Source organism: Leifsonia sp. P73, from assembly GCF_051059105.1.
Lineage (GTDB): Bacteria > Actinomycetota > Actinomycetes > Actinomycetales > Microbacteriaceae > Leifsonia.
In genome coordinates this window covers 980,102-1,001,876 of record NZ_CP194931.1, presented here as the reverse complement: position 1 = coordinate 1,001,876, position 21,775 = coordinate 980,102, and the positions used below count along the sequence as shown (strand labels likewise).

Annotated in this window: 17 protein-coding genes and 1 pseudogene; 14 read left to right on the top strand and 4 right to left on the bottom strand. The window is 69.5% G+C overall.

Annotation, left to right across the window (positions count from 1 at the left end; genetic code table 11):
* Window positions 1–7: 7 nt before the first annotated feature.
* The 3 genes from ACQ86L_RS05055 (at window position 8) to ACQ86L_RS05045 (ending at window position 4,534) form a co-directional block, all read left to right on the top strand.
* Entirely contained in the window at window positions 8–1,801 is a 1,794-nt protein-coding gene (locus ACQ86L_RS05055; protein WP_434317934.1) for an ABC transporter family substrate-binding protein, read from the top strand.
* Window positions 1,802–1,988: 187 nt separating this feature from the next.
* Entirely contained in the window at window positions 1,989–3,521 is a 1,533-nt protein-coding gene (locus ACQ86L_RS05050; protein WP_434317933.1) for an ABC transporter permease, read from the top strand.
* Window positions 3,521–4,534, top strand: a complete 1,014-nt coding sequence (locus tag ACQ86L_RS05045; RefSeq protein ID WP_434317932.1) for an ABC transporter permease — start codon at window positions 3,521–3,523, stop codon at window positions 4,532–4,534. The genes ACQ86L_RS05050 and ACQ86L_RS05045 overlap by 1 nt, the downstream gene beginning before the upstream one ends.
* A 32-nt stretch (window positions 4,535–4,566) precedes the next feature.
* Here the strand turns inward: ACQ86L_RS05045 and ACQ86L_RS05040 are convergent, their stop codons facing one another.
* Complete coding sequence (locus ACQ86L_RS05040) at window positions 4,567–5,208, bottom strand: PH domain-containing protein (RefSeq protein WP_434317931.1); 642 nt, start codon at window positions 5,206–5,208, stop codon at window positions 4,567–4,569.
* A 52-nt stretch (window positions 5,209–5,260) separates the two neighbouring features.
* Between ACQ86L_RS05040 and ACQ86L_RS05035 the strand changes: the two genes are divergently transcribed.
* The 7 genes from ACQ86L_RS05035 to ACQ86L_RS05005 all read left to right on the top strand — a co-directional run bounded on the left by ACQ86L_RS05035 (window position 5,261) and on the right by ACQ86L_RS05005 (window position 14,863).
* On the top strand, window positions 5,261–7,117 hold the full coding sequence (locus ACQ86L_RS05035; RefSeq protein WP_434317930.1) for a dipeptide ABC transporter ATP-binding protein: 1,857 nt from the start codon (window positions 5,261–5,263) through the stop codon (window positions 7,115–7,117).
* A gap of 148 nt (window positions 7,118–7,265) precedes the next feature.
* Window positions 7,266–8,882, top strand: a complete 1,617-nt coding sequence (locus tag ACQ86L_RS05030; protein WP_434317929.1) for a peptide ABC transporter substrate-binding protein — start codon at window positions 7,266–7,268, stop codon at window positions 8,880–8,882.
* A gap of 5 nt (window positions 8,883–8,887) precedes the next feature.
* Entirely contained in the window at window positions 8,888–9,817 is a 930-nt protein-coding gene (locus tag ACQ86L_RS05025) for an ABC transporter permease (protein ID WP_434317928.1), read from the top strand.
* A complete protein-coding gene (locus ACQ86L_RS05020; RefSeq protein ID WP_434317927.1) occupies window positions 9,807–10,703 on the top strand; it encodes an ABC transporter permease in 897 nt (298 codons plus the stop codon). The genes ACQ86L_RS05025 and ACQ86L_RS05020 overlap by 11 nt, the downstream gene beginning before the upstream one ends.
* Entirely contained in the window at window positions 10,700–12,364 is a 1,665-nt protein-coding gene (locus tag ACQ86L_RS05015) for a dipeptide ABC transporter ATP-binding protein (protein WP_434317926.1), read from the top strand. Before ACQ86L_RS05020 ends, ACQ86L_RS05015 begins: the two co-directional genes overlap by 4 nt.
* A 74-nt stretch (window positions 12,365–12,438) precedes the next feature.
* Window positions 12,439–14,355 carry a translational GTPase TypA gene (gene typA, locus ACQ86L_RS05010; RefSeq protein WP_434317925.1) on the top strand — a complete coding sequence of 639 codons (1,917 nt, stop codon included), beginning with the start codon at window positions 12,439–12,441 and terminating at the stop codon, window positions 14,353–14,355.
* Between the two features lie 37 nt (window positions 14,356–14,392).
* Window positions 14,393–14,863: a hypothetical protein gene (locus tag ACQ86L_RS05005; protein ID WP_434317924.1), complete on the top strand. Its 471-nt coding sequence runs from the start codon at window positions 14,393–14,395 to the stop codon at window positions 14,861–14,863.
* 40 nt (window positions 14,864–14,903) lie between these two features.
* Here the strand turns inward: ACQ86L_RS05005 and efeB are convergent.
* The 3 genes and pseudogenes from efeB to efeU form a co-directional block, all read right to left on the bottom strand.
* A pseudogene (gene efeB / locus ACQ86L_RS05000) lies at window positions 14,904–16,203 on the bottom strand (iron uptake transporter deferrochelatase/peroxidase subunit).
* A 4-nt stretch (window positions 16,204–16,207) separates the two neighbouring features.
* Window positions 16,208–17,389, bottom strand: a complete 1,182-nt coding sequence (efeO, locus tag ACQ86L_RS04995) for an iron uptake system protein EfeO (protein ID WP_434317923.1) — start codon at window positions 17,387–17,389, stop codon at window positions 16,208–16,210.
* A 49-nt stretch (window positions 17,390–17,438) separates the two neighbouring features.
* Window positions 17,439–18,305, bottom strand: a complete 867-nt coding sequence (gene efeU / locus ACQ86L_RS04990; RefSeq protein ID WP_434317922.1) for an iron uptake transporter permease EfeU — start codon at window positions 18,303–18,305, stop codon at window positions 17,439–17,441.
* A 99-nt stretch (window positions 18,306–18,404) separates the two neighbouring features.
* Here efeU and ACQ86L_RS04985 point away from each other — a divergent pair, with 99 nt between their 5' ends.
* From ACQ86L_RS04985 to ACQ86L_RS04970, 4 genes are all read left to right on the top strand, one after another.
* Window positions 18,405–18,782, top strand: a complete 378-nt coding sequence (locus ACQ86L_RS04985; RefSeq protein ID WP_434317921.1) for a hypothetical protein — start codon at window positions 18,405–18,407, stop codon at window positions 18,780–18,782.
* Window positions 18,783–18,827: 45 nt separating this feature from the next.
* Complete coding sequence (gene fdxA, locus ACQ86L_RS04980) at window positions 18,828–19,148, top strand: ferredoxin (RefSeq protein WP_345834588.1); 321 nt, start codon at window positions 18,828–18,830, stop codon at window positions 19,146–19,148.
* Window position 19,149: 1 nt separating this feature from the next.
* Window positions 19,150–20,283 carry a succinyldiaminopimelate transaminase gene (dapC, locus tag ACQ86L_RS04975; RefSeq protein ID WP_434317920.1) on the top strand — a complete coding sequence of 378 codons (1,134 nt, stop codon included), beginning with the start codon at window positions 19,150–19,152 and terminating at the stop codon, window positions 20,281–20,283.
* A gap of 227 nt (window positions 20,284–20,510) precedes the next feature.
* Entirely contained in the window at window positions 20,511–21,773 is a 1,263-nt protein-coding gene (locus ACQ86L_RS04970; protein ID WP_434318844.1) for a citrate synthase, read from the top strand.
* Window positions 21,774–21,775: the final 2 nt, after the last annotated feature.

The window sequence follows — 21,775 nt, the reverse complement described above, 5'->3', positions numbered from 1 at the left end:
AGGAACATTGCACATCAAGGGAAGAAAGGTCAGGTACGCGGTCAGCGCCGTCGCCGTTGCCGGCGTTGCAGCGCTCGCTCTGTCTGCCTGCACCACGACCGGCAGCACGGGGACCTCGTCCGCAGCCAAGGGCGGCACCGTGACGGTCGCTGTCGTGAACGACTTCACCTCGTTCAACTCGCAGACCCCGCAGGGCAACCTGGACACCAACGGCCAGGTCGGTTACCTGGACGGGTCGTACGGTACTGGCTTCCAGTACATCGACAACAACTACAAGATCGTCCACGACAACAAGTTCGGCAAGTTCGAGAAGCTCTCGGACAACCCGCTGACGGTCAAGTACACCCTGAACAAGAACGACAAGTGGTCCGACGGCCAGCCCGTCACCGCTGACGACATGATCCTCGCCTGGGCCATCGCCTCCGGTCACTACGACTCGGCGAAGTTCGACGACCAGGGCAACGTGACCAGCGGCACCCAGTACTTCTCGATCGCGGGTTCGACGGCGGGCATCGACTCGACCGACTACCCGACCGTCGGCGACAACAACACGTCGATCACCCTGAAGTACGCCACCCCGTACGTGGACTGGGAGCTCGTCAACCCGATCGCACAGCCGGCGCACATCGTGGCCAAGAAGGCGGGCCTGTCCTCGGCCGCCGACCTGACCAAGCTGCTGAAGACGCTGCCGAAGGGCAACCCGGACGCTCCGGTCGCCCCGAACGCGACGCTGGAGAAGGCGGCCAAGTTCGTCAACACCGGCTACGACGTGACCGCGTTCCCGACCGACCCCGACCTGCTGGTCTCCTCCGGCCCGTTCGTCGTGTCGTCGTGGACCCCGGGCCAGTCGCTCACCATGGCGCAGAACAAGTACTACGACGGCGGCCTCAAGCCGTCCGTGGACAAGATCGTGTTCCGCATCATCCCTGACGCGAACGCCCAGGTCACCGCTCTCCAGAACGGTGAGGTCGACATCATCAACCCGCAGGCCTCGGCCGACACGCTGACTGCCCTCAAGCAGACCAGCGCGAAGGTCCTGACCGGCGACCAGGCGTCGTACGACCACCTCGACCTGAACTTCGGTTCGCAGGTCTTCGCCGACCCGAAGGTCCGTGAGGCCTTCCTGAAGACGATCCCGCGTCAGCAGATCCTCGACTCGATCGTCACCCCGGTGAACCCGAAGGCCAAGGTCCTGAACTCGCAGATCTGGCTGCCGAACCAGCAGCCGATGTACGGCGACTCGGTCAAGAACAACGGTTCCTCCGCGTACGACAAGGTGGACATCGCGGGCGCCAAGGCGCTGCTCGCCGGTGCGACCCCGACCGTCCGCATCCTGTACAACACGAACAACCCGAACCGTGTCGACGAGTTCCAGGCCATCTCGGCGTCCGCCGCCAAGGCTGGCTTCAAGGTCGTCGACGCCGGCTCGCCGGACTGGAGCAAGCTCCTCCCGGGCGGTAACTACGACGCGTCGCTCTTCGGCTGGATCAGCCCGGGCGCCGGCACCTCGCAGATCCCGCAGCTGTTCACCACCAACGGTGGCGGCAACTACAACCGCTTCTCCGCGGCGAACTCCGACGCCCTGGCGACCCAGACCACTCTGGACACCAGCAAGCTGACCTCGCTGGAGAAGAACATCGACAAGACCGCCTTCTCGCAGGGCTACGGTCTGCCGCTGTTCCAGCTCCCGGGTGTCTTCGGCGCCAACGCTCGCGTGGACGGCGTGAAGTACATGGGCAACCAGAACGGCCCGTTCTGGAACTTCTGGGAGTGGACTGTCAAGTCCTCGACCGCGAAGTAACGCTCGACAGTGAGAGTGCCCGGGTGACCCCCGGGCACTCCGCTGCGACGGGGCGTCGGCTTCGAGTCGACGCCCCGTTATCATGTAAGTCGACGGCCGTGATCCGGTCGTCCCCCCGAATCGCGCCAGGCGAGCTCCTCGCCGCCAACCCGCAATGGCGCGCCCTGTCAGTGAAGGTTTTGAACCTATGGCGAGTTTCATCCTGAGACGTCTCCTTGTCTCAGTGCTCATCATCATCGCCGCTTCGTTCCTGATGTACATGCTGGTGGCGTACAGCGCCGACCCGCTCCAGGACCTGCGAAGCAGCAACTCCCCCAACAAGACGCAGCTCATCAACGCGCGTATCCAGCTCCTCCAGCTCGACGTGGTCCCGCCCCTGCGGTGGCTGCTCTGGCTGGGAGGCGCGGCCAAGTGCCTGATCCCGTTCGCCAACTCGTGCGACCTGGGGTCGACCATCTCGAACGCGAAGGTGGTGGACATCCTCCCGCAGGCGCTCACCTCGACCGTTCAGCTGGTCACCGTCGCGCTCATCCTCGCGATCCTCCTCGGTGTCACCATCGGCATCGTGACCGCCCTGCGGCAGTACAGCGGACTCGACAACGTCGTCACGTTCCTCAGCTTCTTCCTGTACTCGCTCCCGGCGTTCCTCGTGGCCGTCCTCCTCAAGGAGTTCGTGGCCATCGGCTTCAACAACTTCCTGGCGAATCCCACGATCCCCTGGTGGGTCGCGATCTTGATCGGGGTGGTGGCCGGACTCATCTGGCAGTCGCTGATCGGCGGCGACATGCGCAGGCGCGCGGTCACGTTCGGCGTCTCCGGCGTCGCGACCGCCGGCGTGCTGCTGCTGATGAGCGTCACCAACTGGTTCCTGCACCCCGGTCTCGGGCCGGTCGTGATGATCCTCCTGATCGCCGCGACGGTCATCGGCGCGACCGCGCTCACCGCCGGACTGCAGAACCGCCGCGCGCTGATCTCCGCGAGCATCGCCGGCGCCGTCGCGCTGGTCTGCTACTTCGGGCTCCAGTGGCTGTTCAACATCTCGACGCCCTCCACGATCGCGATCCTCGCGGTCGTCGCGATCGGAGTCAGCCTGCTGATCGGCTGGCTCGTCGGCGGCTACGACCGTGGCCAGAACATGCGGGTCGCCGTCATCGTGTCCATCGTGTCCGGGTTCCTGATCGTCGTGGACCGCTTCATGCAGGCGTGGCCGACGTACTTCCAGGACACCAACGGCCGCCCGATCGCGACCGTCGGCTCCTCCACGCCGGGTCTCACCGGCGACATGTGGGTGACGGGTCTCGACACGTTCACGCACCTCGCCCTCCCGACGATCGCGCTGCTGCTGATCTCGTTCGCGTCGTACACCCGGTACTCGCGCGCCGGCATGCTGGAGGTGCTCAGCCAGGACTTCATCCGCACGGCGCGCGCCAAGGGCCTGCCGGAGCGGACGGTCGTGGTCCGCCACGCGTTCCGCAACATGCTCATCCCGATCACGACCCTCGTCGCCTTCGACGTGGGCGCGCTGCTCGGTGGTGCGATCATCACGGAGAAGGTGTTCGCGATCCCGGGCATGGGCTCCCTGTTCAACCTGGGTCTGTCGCGCGGCGACCTGAACCCGGTGATGGCGTACTTCCTGGTCATCGCGATCATGGCGATCCTGTTCAACTTCCTCGCCGACCTGTCCTACGCCGCACTCGACCCGAGAGTGAGGGTCCGCTGATGTCCACCACTGAAACCGTCATCGCCGACGAGCTGCAGGAGCCGAGCTCCCCGCCCGTCAGCCAGGGGAAGCTGATCTGGAAGCGCTTCCTGTCCAACAAGGTCGCCGTCGCCAGCGCGATCCTGTTCATCCTCATCGTGCTGTTCTCCATCTCCGCGATCGGCATCGGTCCGATCCCCGGCTGGTGGAAGTACAACTACGTCGAGCTGAACAACCAGGTCCAGCATGGCGCCCCGACCTGGGAGCACCCGTTCGGCCAGGACCGCATCGGCAAGGACTACTTCGCCCTGACGATGCGCGGCATCCAGAACTCGGTGCTGGTGATGATCGTGCTCGGTCTCATCGCGAGCGTCGTGGGCGTCGTCGTCGGCGCCATCGCGGGATACTTCCGCGGTGTGGTCGACGCGATCCTGATGCGCATCACCGACGTCTTCATCGTGATCCCGGCGCTGGTCATCGGCTCGGTGGTGGGTCACATCTTCGGCGGCCTCGGCGCGTTCTTCCTCGCCCTGATGCTCGGCTTCTTCTCGTGGATGGGCATCGCGCGTCTGGTGCGCGGCGAGTTCCTGTCGCTGCGCGAGCGGGAGTTCGTGGAGGCGGCCCGCGTCGCCGGCGCCTCGGACACCCGGATCATCTTCAAGCACGTCCTGCCGAACGCCATCGGCGTCGTCATCGTGGCCTCGACCCTTATCATGGCCTCGGCCATCCTACTGGAGACCGCGTTGTCGTTCCTCGGCTACGGCATCCGGCCGCCGGACGTCTCGCTCGGCCTGCTGATCAGCTCGAACGAGTCGGCGTTCCAGACCCGTCCGTGGCTGTTCTGGTGGCCGGGTTCGTTCATCGTCACGCTCGCGCTCCTGGTCAATTTCGTCGGCGACGGTCTGCGCGACGCGTTCGACCCGCGCCACCGCCGGTTCAACCTCCGCAAGATGCGCGAGGAGGAGCCGGAGCCCGGTGAGGACGGCGAGTCGGGACCCCGTACGGGCGCGGCCCTCGCGGAGGACGTGCTGTGACATCCGCCCGCGCTGCGCTGCTGGTGGCCTCCTCAGGCCACCAGCAGTGCGGCGAGCGTGCCGACCGCCAGCGCGGCCAGCACGGCGAGCGACACGATGTGCCAGCGGACCGTCACGGGCGTCTCGTCCGCGAGGCCGCTGTCGACCGCGCCGCTCTGCTGGAGCTCAAGCCAGCGGCGGCGCACGACTTCGGCCGCCGCTCCGGACTCGGTCGACAACAGGTCGCCCGGACGGCGCACGCTGTCCGCGACGTTCGGCTTGCCGACGCGGCCCGTGGTCTCCCGGCGGGTGGCGCGCAGCGTGCGCGCCGTGCCGGGAGCGGGCGCGGACCACACCGGGAACTTGTGCCCTGGCGTGTAGAGGGTGAGCGCGTACTTGGTGTCCACATGGATGAGCGCCTGCCACGGGATGTCGACGGTGCGGGTGACGTTGATCACCTCGATGCCCTCGTCGGCGACCGTCAGGCGCGGACGCCAGAGCAGCGCCCAGCCGATGAACGCGAACAGCGCGCACGGCACGACGTAGAGCAGGCGCACATCGTGCACGCTCACCAGAAGGCCGACGATCAGGGCGGCAGCGGCCGCCCAGATCAGAACGGCAAGGACCCGGTTGAACCGGGACACGAAAACCTCGCGCTCGGCGGGGAGACGTAGGGCATGGGTCCATGCTCTCATCCCGCACCGTCTCCACCACGCCCGAGCGCGCCCCCGAAAGGAACCACGAATCATGACCGAGAACACCACCGGCGGGGCCGGGGTCGTCGTCGGCGCCCCCGTGCTCGAGGTCACCGACCTGTCCGTCGACTTCGGCGTGGACAACGTCTGGGTGCCCGCGGCCAAGAAGCTGAACTACCAGATCAAGGCGGGCGAGGTGCTCGCGATCGTCGGCGAGTCCGGCTCCGGCAAGAGTGCGAGCTCGATGGCGATCCTCGACCTCCTGCCCGAGAACTCCCGCATCCGCGGCTCGATCAAGCTGGAGGGGCGCGAGCTCACCGGCCTGACCCCGCCGCAGATGCGCCGGGTGCGCGGACGCCAGGTCGCGGTGATCTTCCAGGAGCCGATGACGGCGCTGAACCCCGTCTACACGGTCGGCGCCCAGATCATCGAGACGCTGCGCATCCACTTCGGGATGTCGCCGCACGAGGCCAAGGAGCGCGCCCTGGAGCTGCTCGACATGGTCGAGCTGCCCGACCCCGTGAAGGCCTTCAACTCGTACCCGCACCAGCTCTCCGGCGGCCAGCGCCAGCGCGCCATGATCGCCCAGTCGATCTCGTGCGACCCGAAGCTGCTGATCGCCGACGAGCCGACCACCGCGCTCGACGTGACCGTGCAGGCCGAGATCCTGGAGCTGATCCGCAGCCTCCGCGACCGCCTGGACAGCGCGATCCTGCTGATCACGCACGACATGGGCGTCGTCGCCGACCTGGCCGACAACATCGTCGTGATGCGCAAGGGCGACATCGTCGAGACCGGCACGGTCAAGGAGGTCTTCGACGCTCCGCAGCACCCGTACACGATCGCCCTGCTCGAAGCCGTGCCGCACCTCGGCCAGCGCGAGGACGAGGAGATCGACACGACCGCCGCCCTCGCCGCCAGCACGGAGAACCCCGACGAGGAGTACGTCGAGCGCATCCGCGTCAACGAGCGCATCGCCGCCGCCGAGCACGAGAAGGCGGAGATGGACAAACGGAAGATCGTCGTCGACTTCGAGAAGGTCGCCATCGAGTACCCGAAGCACGGCCGCGTCCCGGCCTTCCGCGCTGCGACGGACATCGACCTGACCATCCACGAGGGCGAGGTCGTCGGCCTGGTGGGCGAGTCGGGCTCCGGCAAGACGACGCTCGGCCGCGCCGCGATCGGCCTGCTGCCGATCCACTCGGGCAAGCTGGTGGTCGCGGACCAGGACATCAGCAACGCGGGCCGGGACGAGATCCGCAAGCTGCACCGCAACGTCGGCATCGTGTTCCAGGACCCGTCGTCGTCGCTGAACCCGCGCCTCCAGATCGCCGACTCGATCGGCGAGCCGCTCCGCCTGGCGAAGGGCCTCAAGGGCGCCGGCCTGGCGAAGGAGGTCGACCGCCTCCTGGACAGCGTCGAGCTGCCGCGCGCCTACCGCAGCCGCTTCCCGCACGAGCTGTCCGGCGGCCAGAAGCAGCGCGTCGGCATCGCCCGCGCGCTGTCGCTGAAGCCGCAGGTCCTGATCGCCGACGAGCCGACCTCCGCGCTCGACGTGTCGGTGCAGGCGCGCGTGCTCGACCTGATGCAGCAGCTCCAGCGCGAGATGAACTTCGCGTGCCTGTTCATCACCCACGACCTGGCCGTCATCGACGTCCTGGCCGACCGCATCGCGGTGATGCACCACGGCGCCCTGGTCGAGGTCGGAACGCGCGACGAGATCCTCCGCTACCCGAAGGAGGCCTACACGCAGCGCCTCCTGGCGGCTGTTCCGCTGCCCGACCCGGAGCAGCAGCGCGCCCGCCGCGCCCTGCGCCTGGAGCTGCTGGCCGCAGGGTCCGACGAGGTCGTGCCGGTCAACGAAGGGCTGCCGCAGCAGCCGGAGCCGCCGGTGGCGCAGGGGCTGTAGGCCGTACGAGCTGAGGGGCCGCCTTCCTACGGGAGGCGGCCCCTTTCTCTTTGTACGAGAAGGTAAGAATGTCAATGTAACCGTAAGAACTTGCAACTCCAGTGCGGAGACCCTAAGGTCTGAAGTCGACCCCGCACAGGAGGAATTCGTGTCCATCAGACTTCTCGGCCGATCGGCGGCCGCCCTCGCCGCGGCCGGAGCACTCGTGCTCACCGCCTGCAGCAGCCCCGACACCGCGTCGAAGGCGGACACGACCGCCGTCGTCATCGCGAACGGCAGCGAGCCGCAGAATCCGCTCATCCCGACCAACACGAACGAAGCGGGCGGGGGCAAGATCATCGACTCCGTGTTCTCGGGGCTGCTCGCCTACCAGGCCGACGGGAAGCCGGTCAACGACGTCGCCGAGTCGATCGAGACCTCCGACTCCCAGCACTTCACCATCACGATCGCGGGCGACCGCACCTTCAGCAACGGCGAGAAGGTGACCTCCCGCTCCTTCGTGGACGCCTGGAACTACGGGGCCAAGAAGAGCAACGCGCAGCTCCTGAACTCCTTCTTCGAGGACATCGAGGGCTTCTCCGCCGAGGCGGACAGCGAGCTCAGCGGGCTCACCGTCGTCTCCGACACCGAGTTCACCGTCGCACTGAAGACCCCGGTGTCCGATTTCCCGCTCCGGCTCGGGTTCTCCGCGTTCTATCCGCTGCCCAGCGTCGCCTTCGACGACATGGCGGCCTTCGGCGCGCACCCGATCGGGAACGGCCCGTACACGCTCGCGAGCGCGAAGGCCTGGAAGCACGACGAGAGCATCGACCTCGTCGCGAACCCCGCGTACACCGGCCCGCGGAAGGCGAAGAACGGCGGGCTGCGCTTCGTGTTCTACTCCTCGCTGGACTCCGCCTACGCCGACCTGAGGTCGGGGACGCTCGACGTCCTCGACGCGATTCCCGATGCGGCGATCGCGACCTTCGAGAAGGACCTCGACGGCCGGGCGATCAACCAGCCCGCCGCCGTGTTCCAGAACGTCGCGATCCCGGAGCGGATCGCGCACTTCGCCGGCGAGGAGGGGAGGCTGCGTCGTCAGGCCATCTCGCTGGCGATCGACCGGCCGCAGATCACGAAGGTCATCTTCGACGGCACGCGGACTCCCGCCAAGGACTTCACGTCGCCGGCGATCCCCGGCTGGTCCGGGAAGCTCGACGGCTCCGGCGCGCTCGACCACGACGCGAAGAAGGCCAAGCGGCTCTGGGCGGAGGCCGACGCGATCTCGCCGTGGGCGGGGACGTTCGCCATCGCCTACAACGCCGACGGCGCCCACCAGGGCTGGGTGGACGCGGTCGCGAACAACCTCAAGAACACCCTCGGGATCGACGCGAAGGGGGAGGCCTCGCCGACGTTCGCCCTGCTCCGCACCGCCGTCACCGATCGCACCATCGACTCGGCGTTCCGCCAGGGCTGGCAGGCCGACTACCCGGGGCTGCTGACCTTCCTCCGGCCGGTGTACGGCACGGGTGCGCTGTCCAACGACACCGATTACGCGAACCCGGAGTTCGACGCCCTGCTCGCGAAGGGGCTCGCCGAGTCGGACGTGAAGGCCGCGAACGCCGACTTCCGCGCCGCGCAGGAGCTCCTGCTGCGTGACCTGCCGGCCATCCCGCTGTGGTACCAGAACGTGACCGGGGGATTCAGCGAGTCGGTCGACCACGTCACGTTCGGGTGGAACTCGGTCCCGCTCTACGAGCAGATCACCAAGCACTCCGCGTCCTAGCGCCGATGCTCCGCTTCCTCGGCTTCCGGGTCCTGCAGGCCGTCCCGGTCCTGCTGGGCACGACGCTGCTGATCTACTTCATGGTGTTCGCCATGCCGGGGGACCCCGTCGTCGCGCTCTTCGGCGACCGGACGCCGAGCCCGGCCGTGCTCGCGGAGTTGCGCAGCCGCTACCTCCTGGACCAGCCGTTCCTCGTCCAGTACCTGAATTATCTGGGCGGCATCCTGCGGGGCGACTTCGGCACGTCGTTCTCCGGCGAGCCGGTGAGCGAGATCCTGGCCCGCACGTTCCCGGTCACGCTGCGGCTGGCGCTCCTCGCGCTCGCCATCGAGATGGTGCTCGGCATCGCGGTCGGGCTGGTGAGCGGCCTGCGGAAGGGCCGGCTGTTCGACGCCAGCGCGCTCGCCGTGAGCCTGCTGCTCATCTCGGCCCCCATCTTCGTGATCGCGTTCGTCCTCCAGTACGTGTTCGGGATCTGGCTCGGCTGGGCGCGGCCGACCGCCGGCCCGGGGACGCCCCTCCAGGACCTCATCCTCCCGGCGGTGGCGATGGCGGCGATCAGCTTCGCGCAGATCGTGCGGCTCACCCGCTCGTCCGTCATCGACACCAACGGGATGGACTTCGTGCGGGTCGCGGCGGCCAAGGGACTGAGCCGTCGCCGGATCGTGCCGGTCCACGTGCTGCGCAACTCGCTCATCCCGGTGGTCACGTTCCTCGCGGCGGACTTCGGCGTGATGCTCGTCGGGGCGACGGTGACGGAGGGCATCTTCAACGTCCCCGGCGTCGGCCGGACGCTCTACCAGGCGATCGTCCGCGGGGAGGGGCCGACGGTGGTCTCCTTCGTGACGGTCATGGTGCTGCTCTACCTTGTCGTCACCCTGCTGGTCGACCTCCTCTACGCGGTGCTCGACCCGAGGATCCGCCATGCGTCGTGACGAGCCGTCCGCCCGGGCCGCCACCCGAGCCGCCACACTGTGGTCGGACGCCTGGGACGACCTGCGCCGCCGACCGATGTTCTGGTGCTCGGTCGTCCTCATCGCGCTGATCGCGGCGGTGGCCCTGTTCCCCGGGCTCTTCGCGCAGGCCGCGCCGAACAACGACTGCCTGCTGGGCAACAGCAACGGCGGCCCCGCGCCCGGCCACCCGCTCGGGTTCACCAAGCAGGGCTGCGACATCTACGCGCGCATCGTCCACGGCACGGGGACGTCGCTCTCGGTCGGCGTGCTCTCGACCGCGCTGATGGCGGTCCTCGGCGTGGTGTTCGGCGCGCTGGCAGGCTTCTACGGAGGCTGGGTCGACGCCGTGTTGTCGCGCGTCGGCGACATCTTCTTCTCGATCCCGTACATCCTGGCGGCCGTCGTGATCATGTCGGTGTTCGCGAAGTTCGCGAACGTCTGGGTCATCTCGCTCGCCATCGGGGTCTTCGCCTGGCCCGCGACCGCGCGTGTGCTCCGCGCGGAGGTGCTCCGCGTCCGGACGGCCGACCACGTAATGGCCGCGACGGCGATCGGGCTGTCCCCGTTCCGAATCCTGCTGCGCCACGTGCTTCCCAACTCGATCGCGCCGGTCATCGTCGTGACCACGCTGTCGCTCGCGGGCTCGATCGTCGCGGAGGCGACGCTGTCGTTCCTCGGCGTCGGGCTGCCGAGCGATGTGATGTCGTGGGGCAACGACATCAGCCAGGCGCAGAACGACCTCCGGACCGCGCCGCAGACGCTCGTCTACCCGTCCCTGGCGCTCTCCGTCACCGTGCTGAGCTTCATCATGCTCGGCGAGGTGGTCCGGGACGCGCTCGACCCGAAGGCGAGGGCACGCCGGTGAGCGCAGCATCGAACGAGACCGGCGCGAGCCCGCTCCTCGTCGTGTCGGGCCTCCGGGTGGGGTTCCCCACGCGCGGCGGCGTGGCCACCGCGGTCGACGGCGTGGACCTCACCATCCATCGCGGTGAGACGGTCGCGATCGTGGGCGAGTCCGGCTCGGGCAAGTCCACCACAGCTCAGGCGATCATCGGGCTGCTGCCCGGCGCCGGCCGGGTGCTCGGCGGGTCGGTCGTGCTCGACGGCGTGGAGCTCACGACGCTGGGACGGCGGGAGCTGGAGGCGGTCCGCGGACGCGAGATCGGCTTCGTGCCGCAGGACCCGATGTCGAGCCTGAACCCGGTCTGGAGCGTGGGCTTCCAGGTGGAGGAGGCCATCCGGGCGAACGGCGTCGCCACCGGCCGCCGTGCGGTCCGCGCCGCGGCGATCGACGTGCTGGAGCGCGCCGGGCTCGCCGACGCGGAGACCCGGCTCCGGCAGTACCCGCACCAGTTCTCCGGCGGCATGCGCCAGCGCGCGCTGATCGGGATCGGCCTCGCCGGCGACCCGAAACTCCTGATCGCCGACGAGCCCACCTCGGCCCTCGACGTGACGGTGCAGCGCGGCATCCTGGACCATCTCGGCACGCTCACCCGGGAGCTCGGCACCACCGTGCTCCTCATCACGCACGACCTCGGGCTCGCGGCCGAGCGCGCGGACCGCGTCGTCGTGATGCACCAGGGGCGGGTCGTGGAGGCCGGACCGAGCCGCGAGGTGCTGCTGCGCCCCGCGCATCCGTACACGCGGCGGCTGGTGGAGGCCGCCCCGAGCGTCGCCGGGCCGCTGCGCACGACCGATCGGCGCCTGGCGGCCGCAGCCGAGGCCACCCCGGCGATCGCGGTCAGCGGGCTCACGAAGGTCTACCCGGTGCGCGGTGGCGGTCTCCGGTCCTCGGCCCTCACGGCCGTGGACGGCGTGAGCTTCGCGGTGCCGCGGGGCACCACCACCGCCCTCGTCGGCGAGTCGGGCTCCGGCAAGTCCACGGTCGCGAAGCTGATCCTGCGCCTGGAGGAGCCCACCGGCGGCCGCATCGCGATCGACGGCCAGGACAGCGGCGCCCTGAGTGCCAGGGAGGTCTTCGCCCTCCGCCGCCGGATGCAGCCGGTGTTCCAGGATCCGTACGGCTCGCTCGACCCGCTCCGCAGCGTCGGCGCCAGCATCGCGGAGCCGCTTGCCGTGCACCGCCTCGGCGACCGGGCGTCCCGTCGGCGGCGCGTCGCGGAGCTGCTGGACCGCGTTGCGCTGCCCGCCGCCTTCGCCGCGCGCTACCCGGACGAGCTCTCCGGCGGCCAGCGGCAACGGGTCGCCATCGCCCGGGCGCTGGCGCTGAACCCCGACATCGTCGTGCTCGACGAGGCGGTGTCGGCGCTCGACGTGCTGGTCCAGGCGCAGGTGCTCGACCTCCTCGCCGAGCTCCAGGACGACCTGGCGCTGACCTACCTGTTCATCACGCACGACCTCGGCGTGGTGCGCCGGATCGCGGACGACGTCTGCGTGATGCGGAAGGGCCGGCTGGTGGAGCAGGGGACGACGGCGGAAGTGTTCGGCTCGCCGCGCGAGGACTACACGCGCGCCCTGCTCGACGCCGTTCCGGGTGCGGCGATCCCGCTCGGCCATCGGCCGTAAACGGAGGCGCCCGGTCGCTGGGATAGAATAGACCGTTCCCCTTCTTCCTTCTGACGAGAGTCGAGCCCTCACGCATGTCCGAGAACGCCGTCGCCCACCGCGACGATCTGCGCAATGTCGCGATCGTCGCCCACGTCGACCACGGCAAGACCACGCTGGTCGACGCCATGCTGCGGCAGACCAACTCGTTCGGCGACCACGAGCACGTCGAGGAGCGTGCGATGGACTCCAACGAGCTGGAGCGTGAGAAGGGCATCACGATCCTCGCCAAGAACACGGCGATCTCCTACAAGGGCAAGCACGCGGCCAACGGCCCGATCACCATCAACGTGATCGACACCCCCGGCCACGCCGACTTCGGCGGCGAGGTCGAGCGCGGGCTGTCGATGGTCGACGGCGTCGTCCTGCTGGTGGACGCCTCGGAGGGCCCGCTGCCGCAGACCCGGTTCGTGCTGCGCAAGGCGCTGGAGGCCAAGCTCCCCGTCATCCTGCTGGTCAACAAGACCGACCGTCCGGACGCGCGCATCGAGGAGGTCGTGCACGAGAGCCAGGACCTCCTGCTCGGGCTCGCGAGCGACCTCGCCGACGACGTGCCCGACCTCGACCTGGACGCGATCCTCGACGTCCCCGTCGTCTACGCCTCCGGGCGCAACGGCGCGGCGAGCCTCAACAAGCCCGAGAACGGCGAGCTGCCCGACAACGGCGACCTCGAGCCGCTGTTCGAGGCCATCCTGGAGCACATCCCGGCGCCGACCTACGACCCGGAGGCTCCGCTCCAGGCGCACGTCACCAACCTCGACGCCTCGCCGTTCCTCGGCCGGCTCGCCTTGCTGCGCATCTTCAACGGCACGCTCCGCAAGGGCCAGACGGTGGCCTGGGTGCGTCACGACGGCGACGTGCACAACGTGCGCGTCACCGAGCTGATGATCACCAAGGCGCTCGACCGCTACCCGGCCGAGAGCGCCGGCCCCGGCGACATCGTCGCGGTGGCGGGCTTCGCCGACATCATGATCGGCGACACGCTGGCCGACCCCGACGACATCCGTCCGCTGCCGCTCATCCACGTCGACGACCCCGCGATCTCGATGACGATCGGCACCAACACCTCGCCGCTGGTCGGCAAGGTGAAGGGCCACAAGCTGACCGCGCGCATGGTCAAGGACCGCCTCGACCGCGAGCTGATCGGTAACGTGTCGCTGCGCGTGCTCGACATCGGCCGCCCCGACGCGTGGGAGGTGCAGGGCCGCGGCGAGCTGGCGCTGGCCATCCTGGTCGAGCAGATGCGCCGCGAAGGCTACGAGCTGACCGTCGGCAAGCCGCAGGTGGTCACCAAGAAGGTGGACGGCAAGACCTTCGAGCCGTTCGAGCACCTGACCATCGACGTGCCGGAGGAGTACCTCGGCGCGATCACCCAGCTCCTGGCGGCGCGCAAGGGCCGCATGGAGAACATGGCGAACCACGGCACCGGCTGGGTGCGCATGGAGTTCATCGTCCCCTCGCGCGGCCTGATCGGCTTCCGCACCGAGTTCCTGACCATCAGCCGTGGCACCGGCATCGCGAACGCGATCTCGCACGGCTACGACGAGTGGGCCGGGCAGATCGTCACCCGCAGCAACGGCTCCATCGTGGCCGACCGCTCCGGCGTGGTCACCCCGTTCGCCATCATCGCGCTCCAGGAGCGGATGACCTTCTTCGTGAACCCCACCGAGGAGGTCTACGAGGGCATGGTCATCGGCGAGAACTCGCGCGCCGACGACATGGACGTGAACATCACCAAGGAGAAGAAGCTGACCAACATGCGCTCCTCCACGGCCGACACGTTCGAGTCGATGACGCCGTCCCGCCAGCTCACGCTGGAGGAGTGCCTGGAGTTCGCCCGCGAGGACGAGTGCGTGGAGGTCACCCCGGAGGCCGTGCGCATCCGCAAGGTCGAGCTCGACGCGACCGCCCGCGGCCGCGCCGCCTCGCGCCTCAAGCGCCAGGACGCGTAGGCGTCACCCACGGCTCCGCGGCGCGCATAATCGACACATGAGACGATCCCGCCTGCTCGCGCTCCCGGTCGCGGCTCTCCTCCTCGTGGGGGTCGCGCCGGCGCTCGCGGGCTGCAGCTTCCAGACCGTCGTGAAGGACGTCACCGGCGGCAACGTGGATGTGGGCGGGAACAAGGTGCCGGCCGACTTCCCGAAGGCCGTGCCGCTCGCCACGGGCGCCGTGGTCTTCGGCGCCGGCGTCGGCAGCGGCCACGGCAAGGTGTGGAACGTCACGATCAAGGTGCCCGACGCGAAGGCGTATCAGGACATCGCGAAGCAGCTCGCGGACGCGGGCTTCGACGGCGGCTTCGGCGCCCAGGGGCCGGACGGCGGCGGCACCGGGACGTTCTCCAACGGCGAATTCGGCGTCCTCGTCGTCGTCAGCGACGCCGGGAGCAACGGCTGGGTGGCCAACTACTCGGTGTCGCGCGCGGCCGTGGACACGCCGACGCCCACCCCGACCCCGTAACCCCCTCGCCGATTCGTGCCGAATGGCGCGAATGGCGGCGCTATTCGCGCCATTCGGCACGAATGTCGTCAGGTGAAGAGGGGGCGCCGACGTAGGAGCCCTCGCGGGCGCCGGGGGCACCGCGAAGACGGCGGAGCCCACGTGCTTGAGGTACTCGTTCATGAGGTCGTTCTTCGCGAGCCGGTTCTGGATGGGGATGAACTGCTTCCGCGGGTCCCGCTGGAAGGCGATGAAGAACAGTCCCGCGTTCAGCCGGCCCAGGTCGTCGTTGCCGTCCACGAAGTTGTAGCCGCGGCGCAGGAGCTGCGCGCCGTCGTTCATCGTCGGGTGCGCGAGCCGGACGTGCGAGTCGGGGTCGATCTTCGTGCCGCCGGCCGGCGACAGCGCGAGGAAGTTCGGGTCGCTGAACTCCGTGCCGCCGGAGAGCGGCGCGCCCTCGCCCTTGTCCCGCCCGACGATGCGCTCCTGCTCGCCGAGCTGCTGACGGTCCCAGGTCTCGATGACCATGCGGATCTTGCGCGCCACGAGGTACGAGCCGCCGTGCATCCACGCCGCGCCGTCGCCGCGGTCGGCCCAGACCTGGTCCTCCACGACCGAGGAGTCCTCCGCCTTGATGTTCGCGGTGCCGTCCTTGAAGCCGAACAGGTTGCGCGGCGTGGTCTGGCTGCGCGAGGTGGACGAGGTGCGGCCGAAGCCGAGCTGCGACCAGCGGATGGCGGCGCGGCCGAACGCGATGCGGGACAGATTTCGGATGGCGTGTACGGCCACCTGCGGGTCCTCGCTGCACGCCTGCACGCACAGGTCGCCGCCGGTGAGGCTGTCGAGCAGCGCGTCGCCGGGGAAGTGCGGGAGGTCGACCAGCGCGTCCGGGCGCTTGCGGGCGATCCCGAACCGGTCGGTCCCGTCGGCGGCCGTGAACAGCGTCGGGCCGAAGCCGAACGTGAGCGTGAGGCCGCCGGGCGGGAGGTCGAGCGCCTCGCCGGTGTCGTCCGGGGGAGCGTCGGACGGGCCGGAGGCGGGGCCGTATTTCCCGGCCGGCTTGCCCTGCGTCATCCGCGCGGCCGCGACGGTCCAGTCCTGCAGCAGCTCGATCAGCCCGTCCCGGTCGAGCCCGGCGGCGACGTCGAACGCGGCGAAGTGCAGGCGGTCCTGGGCGGGCGTGACGATGCCGGCCTGGTTCGCGCCGTAGAACGGGTAGGTCGCGCCGGCGGGGAGGAGGTGACGGCATGGCCCACGGCCGCGCCCGCCCCGAACCCGACGACGCTCGCGCCGACCGCCGCGCCGGCGAGGCCGAGCATCCCGCGCCGCGACAGGCCTCCGGGGTTCTCCTGGTCTGCCATGGCCCTACTTGACCAGGATCGACGTGAGCTGGGACAGCGGCTCGCTCAGCGCGTTGACCGAGTCCTGGAGTTCCTTGACCTGCGGAGTCGTGAGCTGCGTGTAGCTCATGAACCCGTCGCCCTCCTTGTGCTGCGCGAGGAGCGAGTCGATCGTGGCGAACTCGGCGTCCAGCTTCTTCGCTGCGGCCTTCCCGGTCGCGCCCTTCTCCAGCAGCACCGCCCGGACGTTGCCGTAGGCGACCTCCGCGCCCTCCACGTTGGCCTGGAAGTCCCACAGATCGGTGTGCGAGAAGGTCTCCTCCTCGCCCGTGATCTTGGTGCGCGAGACCTCCTCCATCAGGCTGGCGGCGCCGTTGGAGATCTGGTCGAGGGTGAGGGTGAAGTCCTTCGCGTAGACGAGGTCGTAGAGCCGCTGGGTGTCGGCGACGAGCCGGTCGCCGAGGGTCGTGCGGGTGGCGGCGTCGGAGGCCGTGAAGCCGGCGGGCGCCCACAGGTCCTTCTCGATGCGGTGCCAGCCTGTCCACTCTTGGCCCTGCTCCAGGTCGGCCTCGCGGAGGTCGAGGGCCGGGTCGATGTCGCCGAACTGTTCGGCGGTCGGCTCGATCCGCTCGTAGAACGTCCGGGCGGCGGGGTACTGGGCGCGGGCGGCCGCGTCGTCGCCGGCCTCGTAGGCGGCGGCGAACGTCTTCGTCGCCGTCAGCAGCTGCCCGGTCTGATCCTTGACGTAGGAGACGTAGTTGGTCACGGCCTGGGCGACCTGCTTGCTCTCGCTGACGGACTTCGTGTCGCGTGAGCCCGCGGTCACCGTGAAGGCCGCGAGCGAGCTCGGGTTGCCGACCATCCCCTTCTTGCAGGCGGTGAAGTAGCTGCCCTCGGCGAGCTGGACGACGTAGTTGACCGTGGTGCCCGGCCCGATGTTCTCCTTCTCGCCGGCGATCCGCAGCTTGTCCTGCGCGAGCACCTCGAACTCGTTGACGTCGGAGCCCGTGTTGGTGACCTGGAAGGTGATCGGGCCGGCGGGAGCTGTGGCCGTCTTCACCGTGCAGGAGGAGTCCGTGAGCGTGACCTGGATGGCCTCCGCCTCGGCGACGGCCTTGTTGGGGACGCAGCCGGTGAGGGCGAGCGCGACGGTCGCTGCGGCGGCCAGGGAGCCAGCCACGGGGGCGAGCTGACGGAGTCGGGGCATGGCGATGCTGTGCTTTCTGCTCTGCTGGATGCGTGCGCGGGGCCGCGGGTCAGGAGTGGACGGGCGTCCGCGGCGCGGGGGCGGACGGCGCGGGAGCGGCGGCCGGTCGCGTGTGCGACGCGCGGTGCTGCCGCACGTAGAAGAACGTCACGACGACGATGTACCCGGCCCAGGCGATGACCTGCGGCCAGGTCGGTGACGGGTTGAAGTTGAGGATGCCCGCGAGCGCGGTGCCGTACCAGCTCGACGACGGGATGACGCCGCTGATGTCGTAGGCGTGGATGCCGGCGCCGGGGATGACGCCCGCCTCCTGCAGGTCGCCGATGCCGTAGGCGAGCACGCCGCCCGCGACGAGGATGAGGAACGCGCCGGTCCAGGTGAAGAAAGAGCCGAGGTTGATCCTGACCATGCCGCGGTAGAGGAGGAAGCCCAGCACCGCGGCCGTGACGAGGCCGAGGACCGCCCCGATCACCGGCTCCCAGCCGCCGCCGATGCTGGCGACCGTCGCCCAGACGAAGAGCGCCGTCTCGATACCCTCGCGGCCCACGCTCAGCATGGCGAGGATCACGACGCCCCAGCCGGTGCCAACGAGCACCGAGTCGAGCCGGTTCTGGAGGGTGGACTTCATGCTGCGGGCGGTTTTGCCCATCCAGAAGATCATCCAGGTGACGAAGCCGACCGCGATCAGCGACAGCGTCCCGCCGACGATCTCCTGCGCCTCGAAGCTGAGCCCGTACGGGCCCCACGTGAGCAGCGCACCGATCCCGAGCGGGACGACGAGCGCGACGCCCACGCCGATCCACAGCTTCGAGAGGACGTCCGTGCGTCCGACCTTGACCACGTAGGCGACGAGGATGGTGACGATGAGCGCCATTTCGAGGCCTTCGCGGAGGCCGATCAGATAGTTCGCGAGCACAGAGGACCTTCGAGTGGAGGTGGGGGATGTTGGTAAGGCTAACCTTACCTTTTCGACTCTAGAACACGTCCGGGCGATGTGTCCAGCTAGGATTCGAGCATGCTGCGCCGGATCCTCTACGCCGTCCTCCTGGTCCTCGCGGGAGCGGCCATCGGCGGGATCGGCACGGTCGCGCACCAGCTCACGGTCACCTGGGGCGTCACGATCCCGCTCGGGCTGATCGGCTCGCTGCTCTGCTTCACCGCGCTGCTGGTCGGCCTGCGGCTGCTCGCCGACTCCCGCTGGCCCGCGCTGTGCGCGGCGCTCGGGGCGATCGCCGTCATCCTCGTCTTCACCCAGCAGAGCTCGGGCGGCTCCGTGCTCATCCCGAACAACCTGTTGGGCCAGATCTGGCTGGTCGGGCCGATCCTCATCGCCGCCGTCGTCGTCTCCTGGCCGGACGTGAAGCGCGCCGCGGGCCGGGCCGGAACGGCCTAAGCTAGAAGGACAGTCACCCGCCGTCCGAAGGGAACCCGAAGCACAGTGACCTACGTCATCGCCCTCCCGTGCGTCGATGTGAAAGACCGCGCCTGCATCGACGAGTGCCCCGTCGACTGCATCTACGAGGGCGAGCGCTCGCTGTACATCCACCCCGACGAATGCGTCGACTGCGGCGCCTGCGAGCCGGTGTGCCCGGTCGAGGCGATCTACTACGAGGACGACCTCCCCGAGGAGTGGGCCGACTACTACAAGGCCAACGTGGAGTTCTTCGACGACATCGGCTCGCCCGGCGGCGCCGCCAAGGTCGGCGTGATCGCGAAGGACCACGCGCTCATCGCCGCCCTGCCTCCGCAGGCGCACTGACGTGGCGCTCGGCGAGCTGCCGGACTACCCCTGGGACCTGATGGCGCCGTACGCGGCGCGCGCCCGGGAAGCCGTGCCCTTCGGCGACGCCTCCGGGATCGTGGACCTCTCGATCGGCTCGCCGGTCGACCCGACGCCCGCTCTCATCCGCGACGCGCTCGCGCACGCGACCGACGCGCACGCCTACCCGCAGACCGTCGGGACGCCCGCGCTGCGCGAGGCCATCGCCGCGTGGTTCGCGCGTCGCCGGTCCGTGCCCGGCCTCGCGCCGGAGGACGTCCTCCCGACCATCGGCTCCAAGGAGCTCGTCGCCTTCCTGCCGTTCTTCCTCGGCCTCGGCGAAGGGGATGCCGTCGTGCACCCCCGCGCCGCGTACCCGACCTACGCGATCGGCGCGGCCTTCGCGGGCGCGGAGGCCGTGGCGAGCGACGATCCCGCCGAGTGGCCGGACAACACCCGCCTGGTCTGGCTCAACAGCCCGGGCAACCCCGACGGCCGTGTGCTGTCGGTGGAGGAGCTGCGGGCGGCCGTGACGCGGGCCCGCGAACTGGGCGCTGTCGTCGCGGGGGACGAGTGCTACGCCGAGCTGGGCTGGGACGCGCCGTGGGACGCCGCACCGACCCCCAGCGTGCTCGACCCGCGCGTGGTCGGCGACGACCGCAGCGGCGTGCTCGCCGTCTACTCGCTGAGCAAGCAGTCCAACCTCGCCGGCTACCGGGCGGCGTTCATCGCGGGCGACCGCGCGCTGATCGCGCGCCTCACCACAGTGCGCAAGCACGCCGGGCTCATGCTGCCGTCGCCGCTGCAGGCCGCGATGGTCGTCGCGCTCGGCGACGACGCGCACGTGGCCGAGCAGCGCGAGCGCTACCGGGCACGGCGCGCGCTGCTGAAGCCGGCGCTGGAGGCCGCGGGCTTCCGCATCGACCGCAGCGAGGCCGGGCTCTACCTCTGGGCGAGCGAGGGACGCGACGCCTGGGAGAGCATCGGCCGGCTCGCCGACCTCGGCATCCTGGCCGGTCCCGGCGTCTTCTACGGCGACCACAATGCGGAGCACGTGCGCCTGTCGCTCACCGCCACCGACGAGCGGATCGCCGCCGCGGCCTCCCGCTTGCGCGCCTTTGGAGAGACCCTCTAAAGGACCTCCCCCGGCTTTGCCCGATGCGACAGTTGTCGCGTGGGTTGGCTAGGCTGTACCAGCACGGCTTCACTGCGTCGCCGACACGATCGGCACGCGAAGCATCCCCAAACCACTCAGGAGGCGTTGTGAGCGGACTCGGCACCGAGCAGGCCGGCACCGATCGGACCGTCGCGCAGCCGCAGGCGGAGCAGCGCGGCCCCGCCCAGGATGCGGCCACCGCCCGCCTGAGCTACCCCGGCGGCGTCGCGGAGTTCCCGATCCTGCCGAGCACGCAGGGCGCGTCGAGCATCGACCTCTCCAGCCTGACCCGGCAGACCGGGCTCACCAGCCTCGACTACGGCTTCGTCAACACCGCCGCCACGCGTTCGGCGATCACCTACATCGACGGCGATGCGGGCATCCTGCGCTACCGCGGCTACCCGATCGAGCAGGTCGCCGAGAACTCGACGTTCCTCGAGGTCGCCTGGCTGCTCATCCACGGCGAGCTGCCGACGCCGGCCGAGCTCGCCGACTTCGATGAGCGCATCCGCCGCCACACGCTGCTGCACGAGGACCTGCGCCGCTTCTTCAGCGCCCTGCCGCACGACGCGCACCCGATGTCGGTGCTCTCCAGCGCCGTCTCGGCCCTGTCGACCTTCTACCAGGACTCGCTCAGCGTCAGCGACCCGGAGCAGGTGGAGCTCTCGACCATCCGCCTCCTCGCCAAGCTTCCTGTGATCGCGGCCTACGCGCACAAGAAGAGCATCGGCCAGGCGTTCCTCTACCCGGACAACTCGCTGAGCTTCGTGGACAACTTCCTGCGGCTCAACTTCGGCACCATGGCCGAGCCGTACGAGGTGAACCCCGTGCTCTCGCGCGCGCTGGAGCGGCTGCTCATCCTCCACGAGGACCACGAGCAGAACGCCTCCACCTCGACGGTGCGCCTCGTCGGCTCCACGCAGGCGAACCTGTTCGCCTCGGTCTCGGCCGGCATCAACGCCCTCTACGGCCCGCTGCACGGCGGCGCCAACGAGGCCGTCCTGCAGATGCTCGCGGACATCCGCGACTCCGGGGAGAGCGTCCAGAAGTTCGTGGAGCGGGTGAAGAACAAGGAGTCCGGCGTCAAGCTGATGGGCTTCGGGCACCGCGTCTACAAGAACTTCGACCCGCGCGCCCGGCTCGTCAAGCAGTCGGCGGACGAGGTGCTCGCCGCCCTCGGCGTGCACGACCCGCTGCTCGACATCGCGAAGGAGCTCGAAGAGGTCGCGCTCGCGGACCAGTACTTCGTGGACCGCCGCCTCTACCCGAACGTCGACTTCTACACCGGCGTGATCTACAAGGCGATGGGCTTCCCGACCCGGATGTTCACGGTCCTGTTCGCGATCGGCCGCCTCCCGGGCTGGATCGCCCACTGGCGCGAGATGACGCAGGACCCGAGCACCAAGATCGGTCGCCCGCAGCAGCTCTACGTCGGCGACAGCGAGCGCAGCTGGCCCACCGCCCGCTGAGC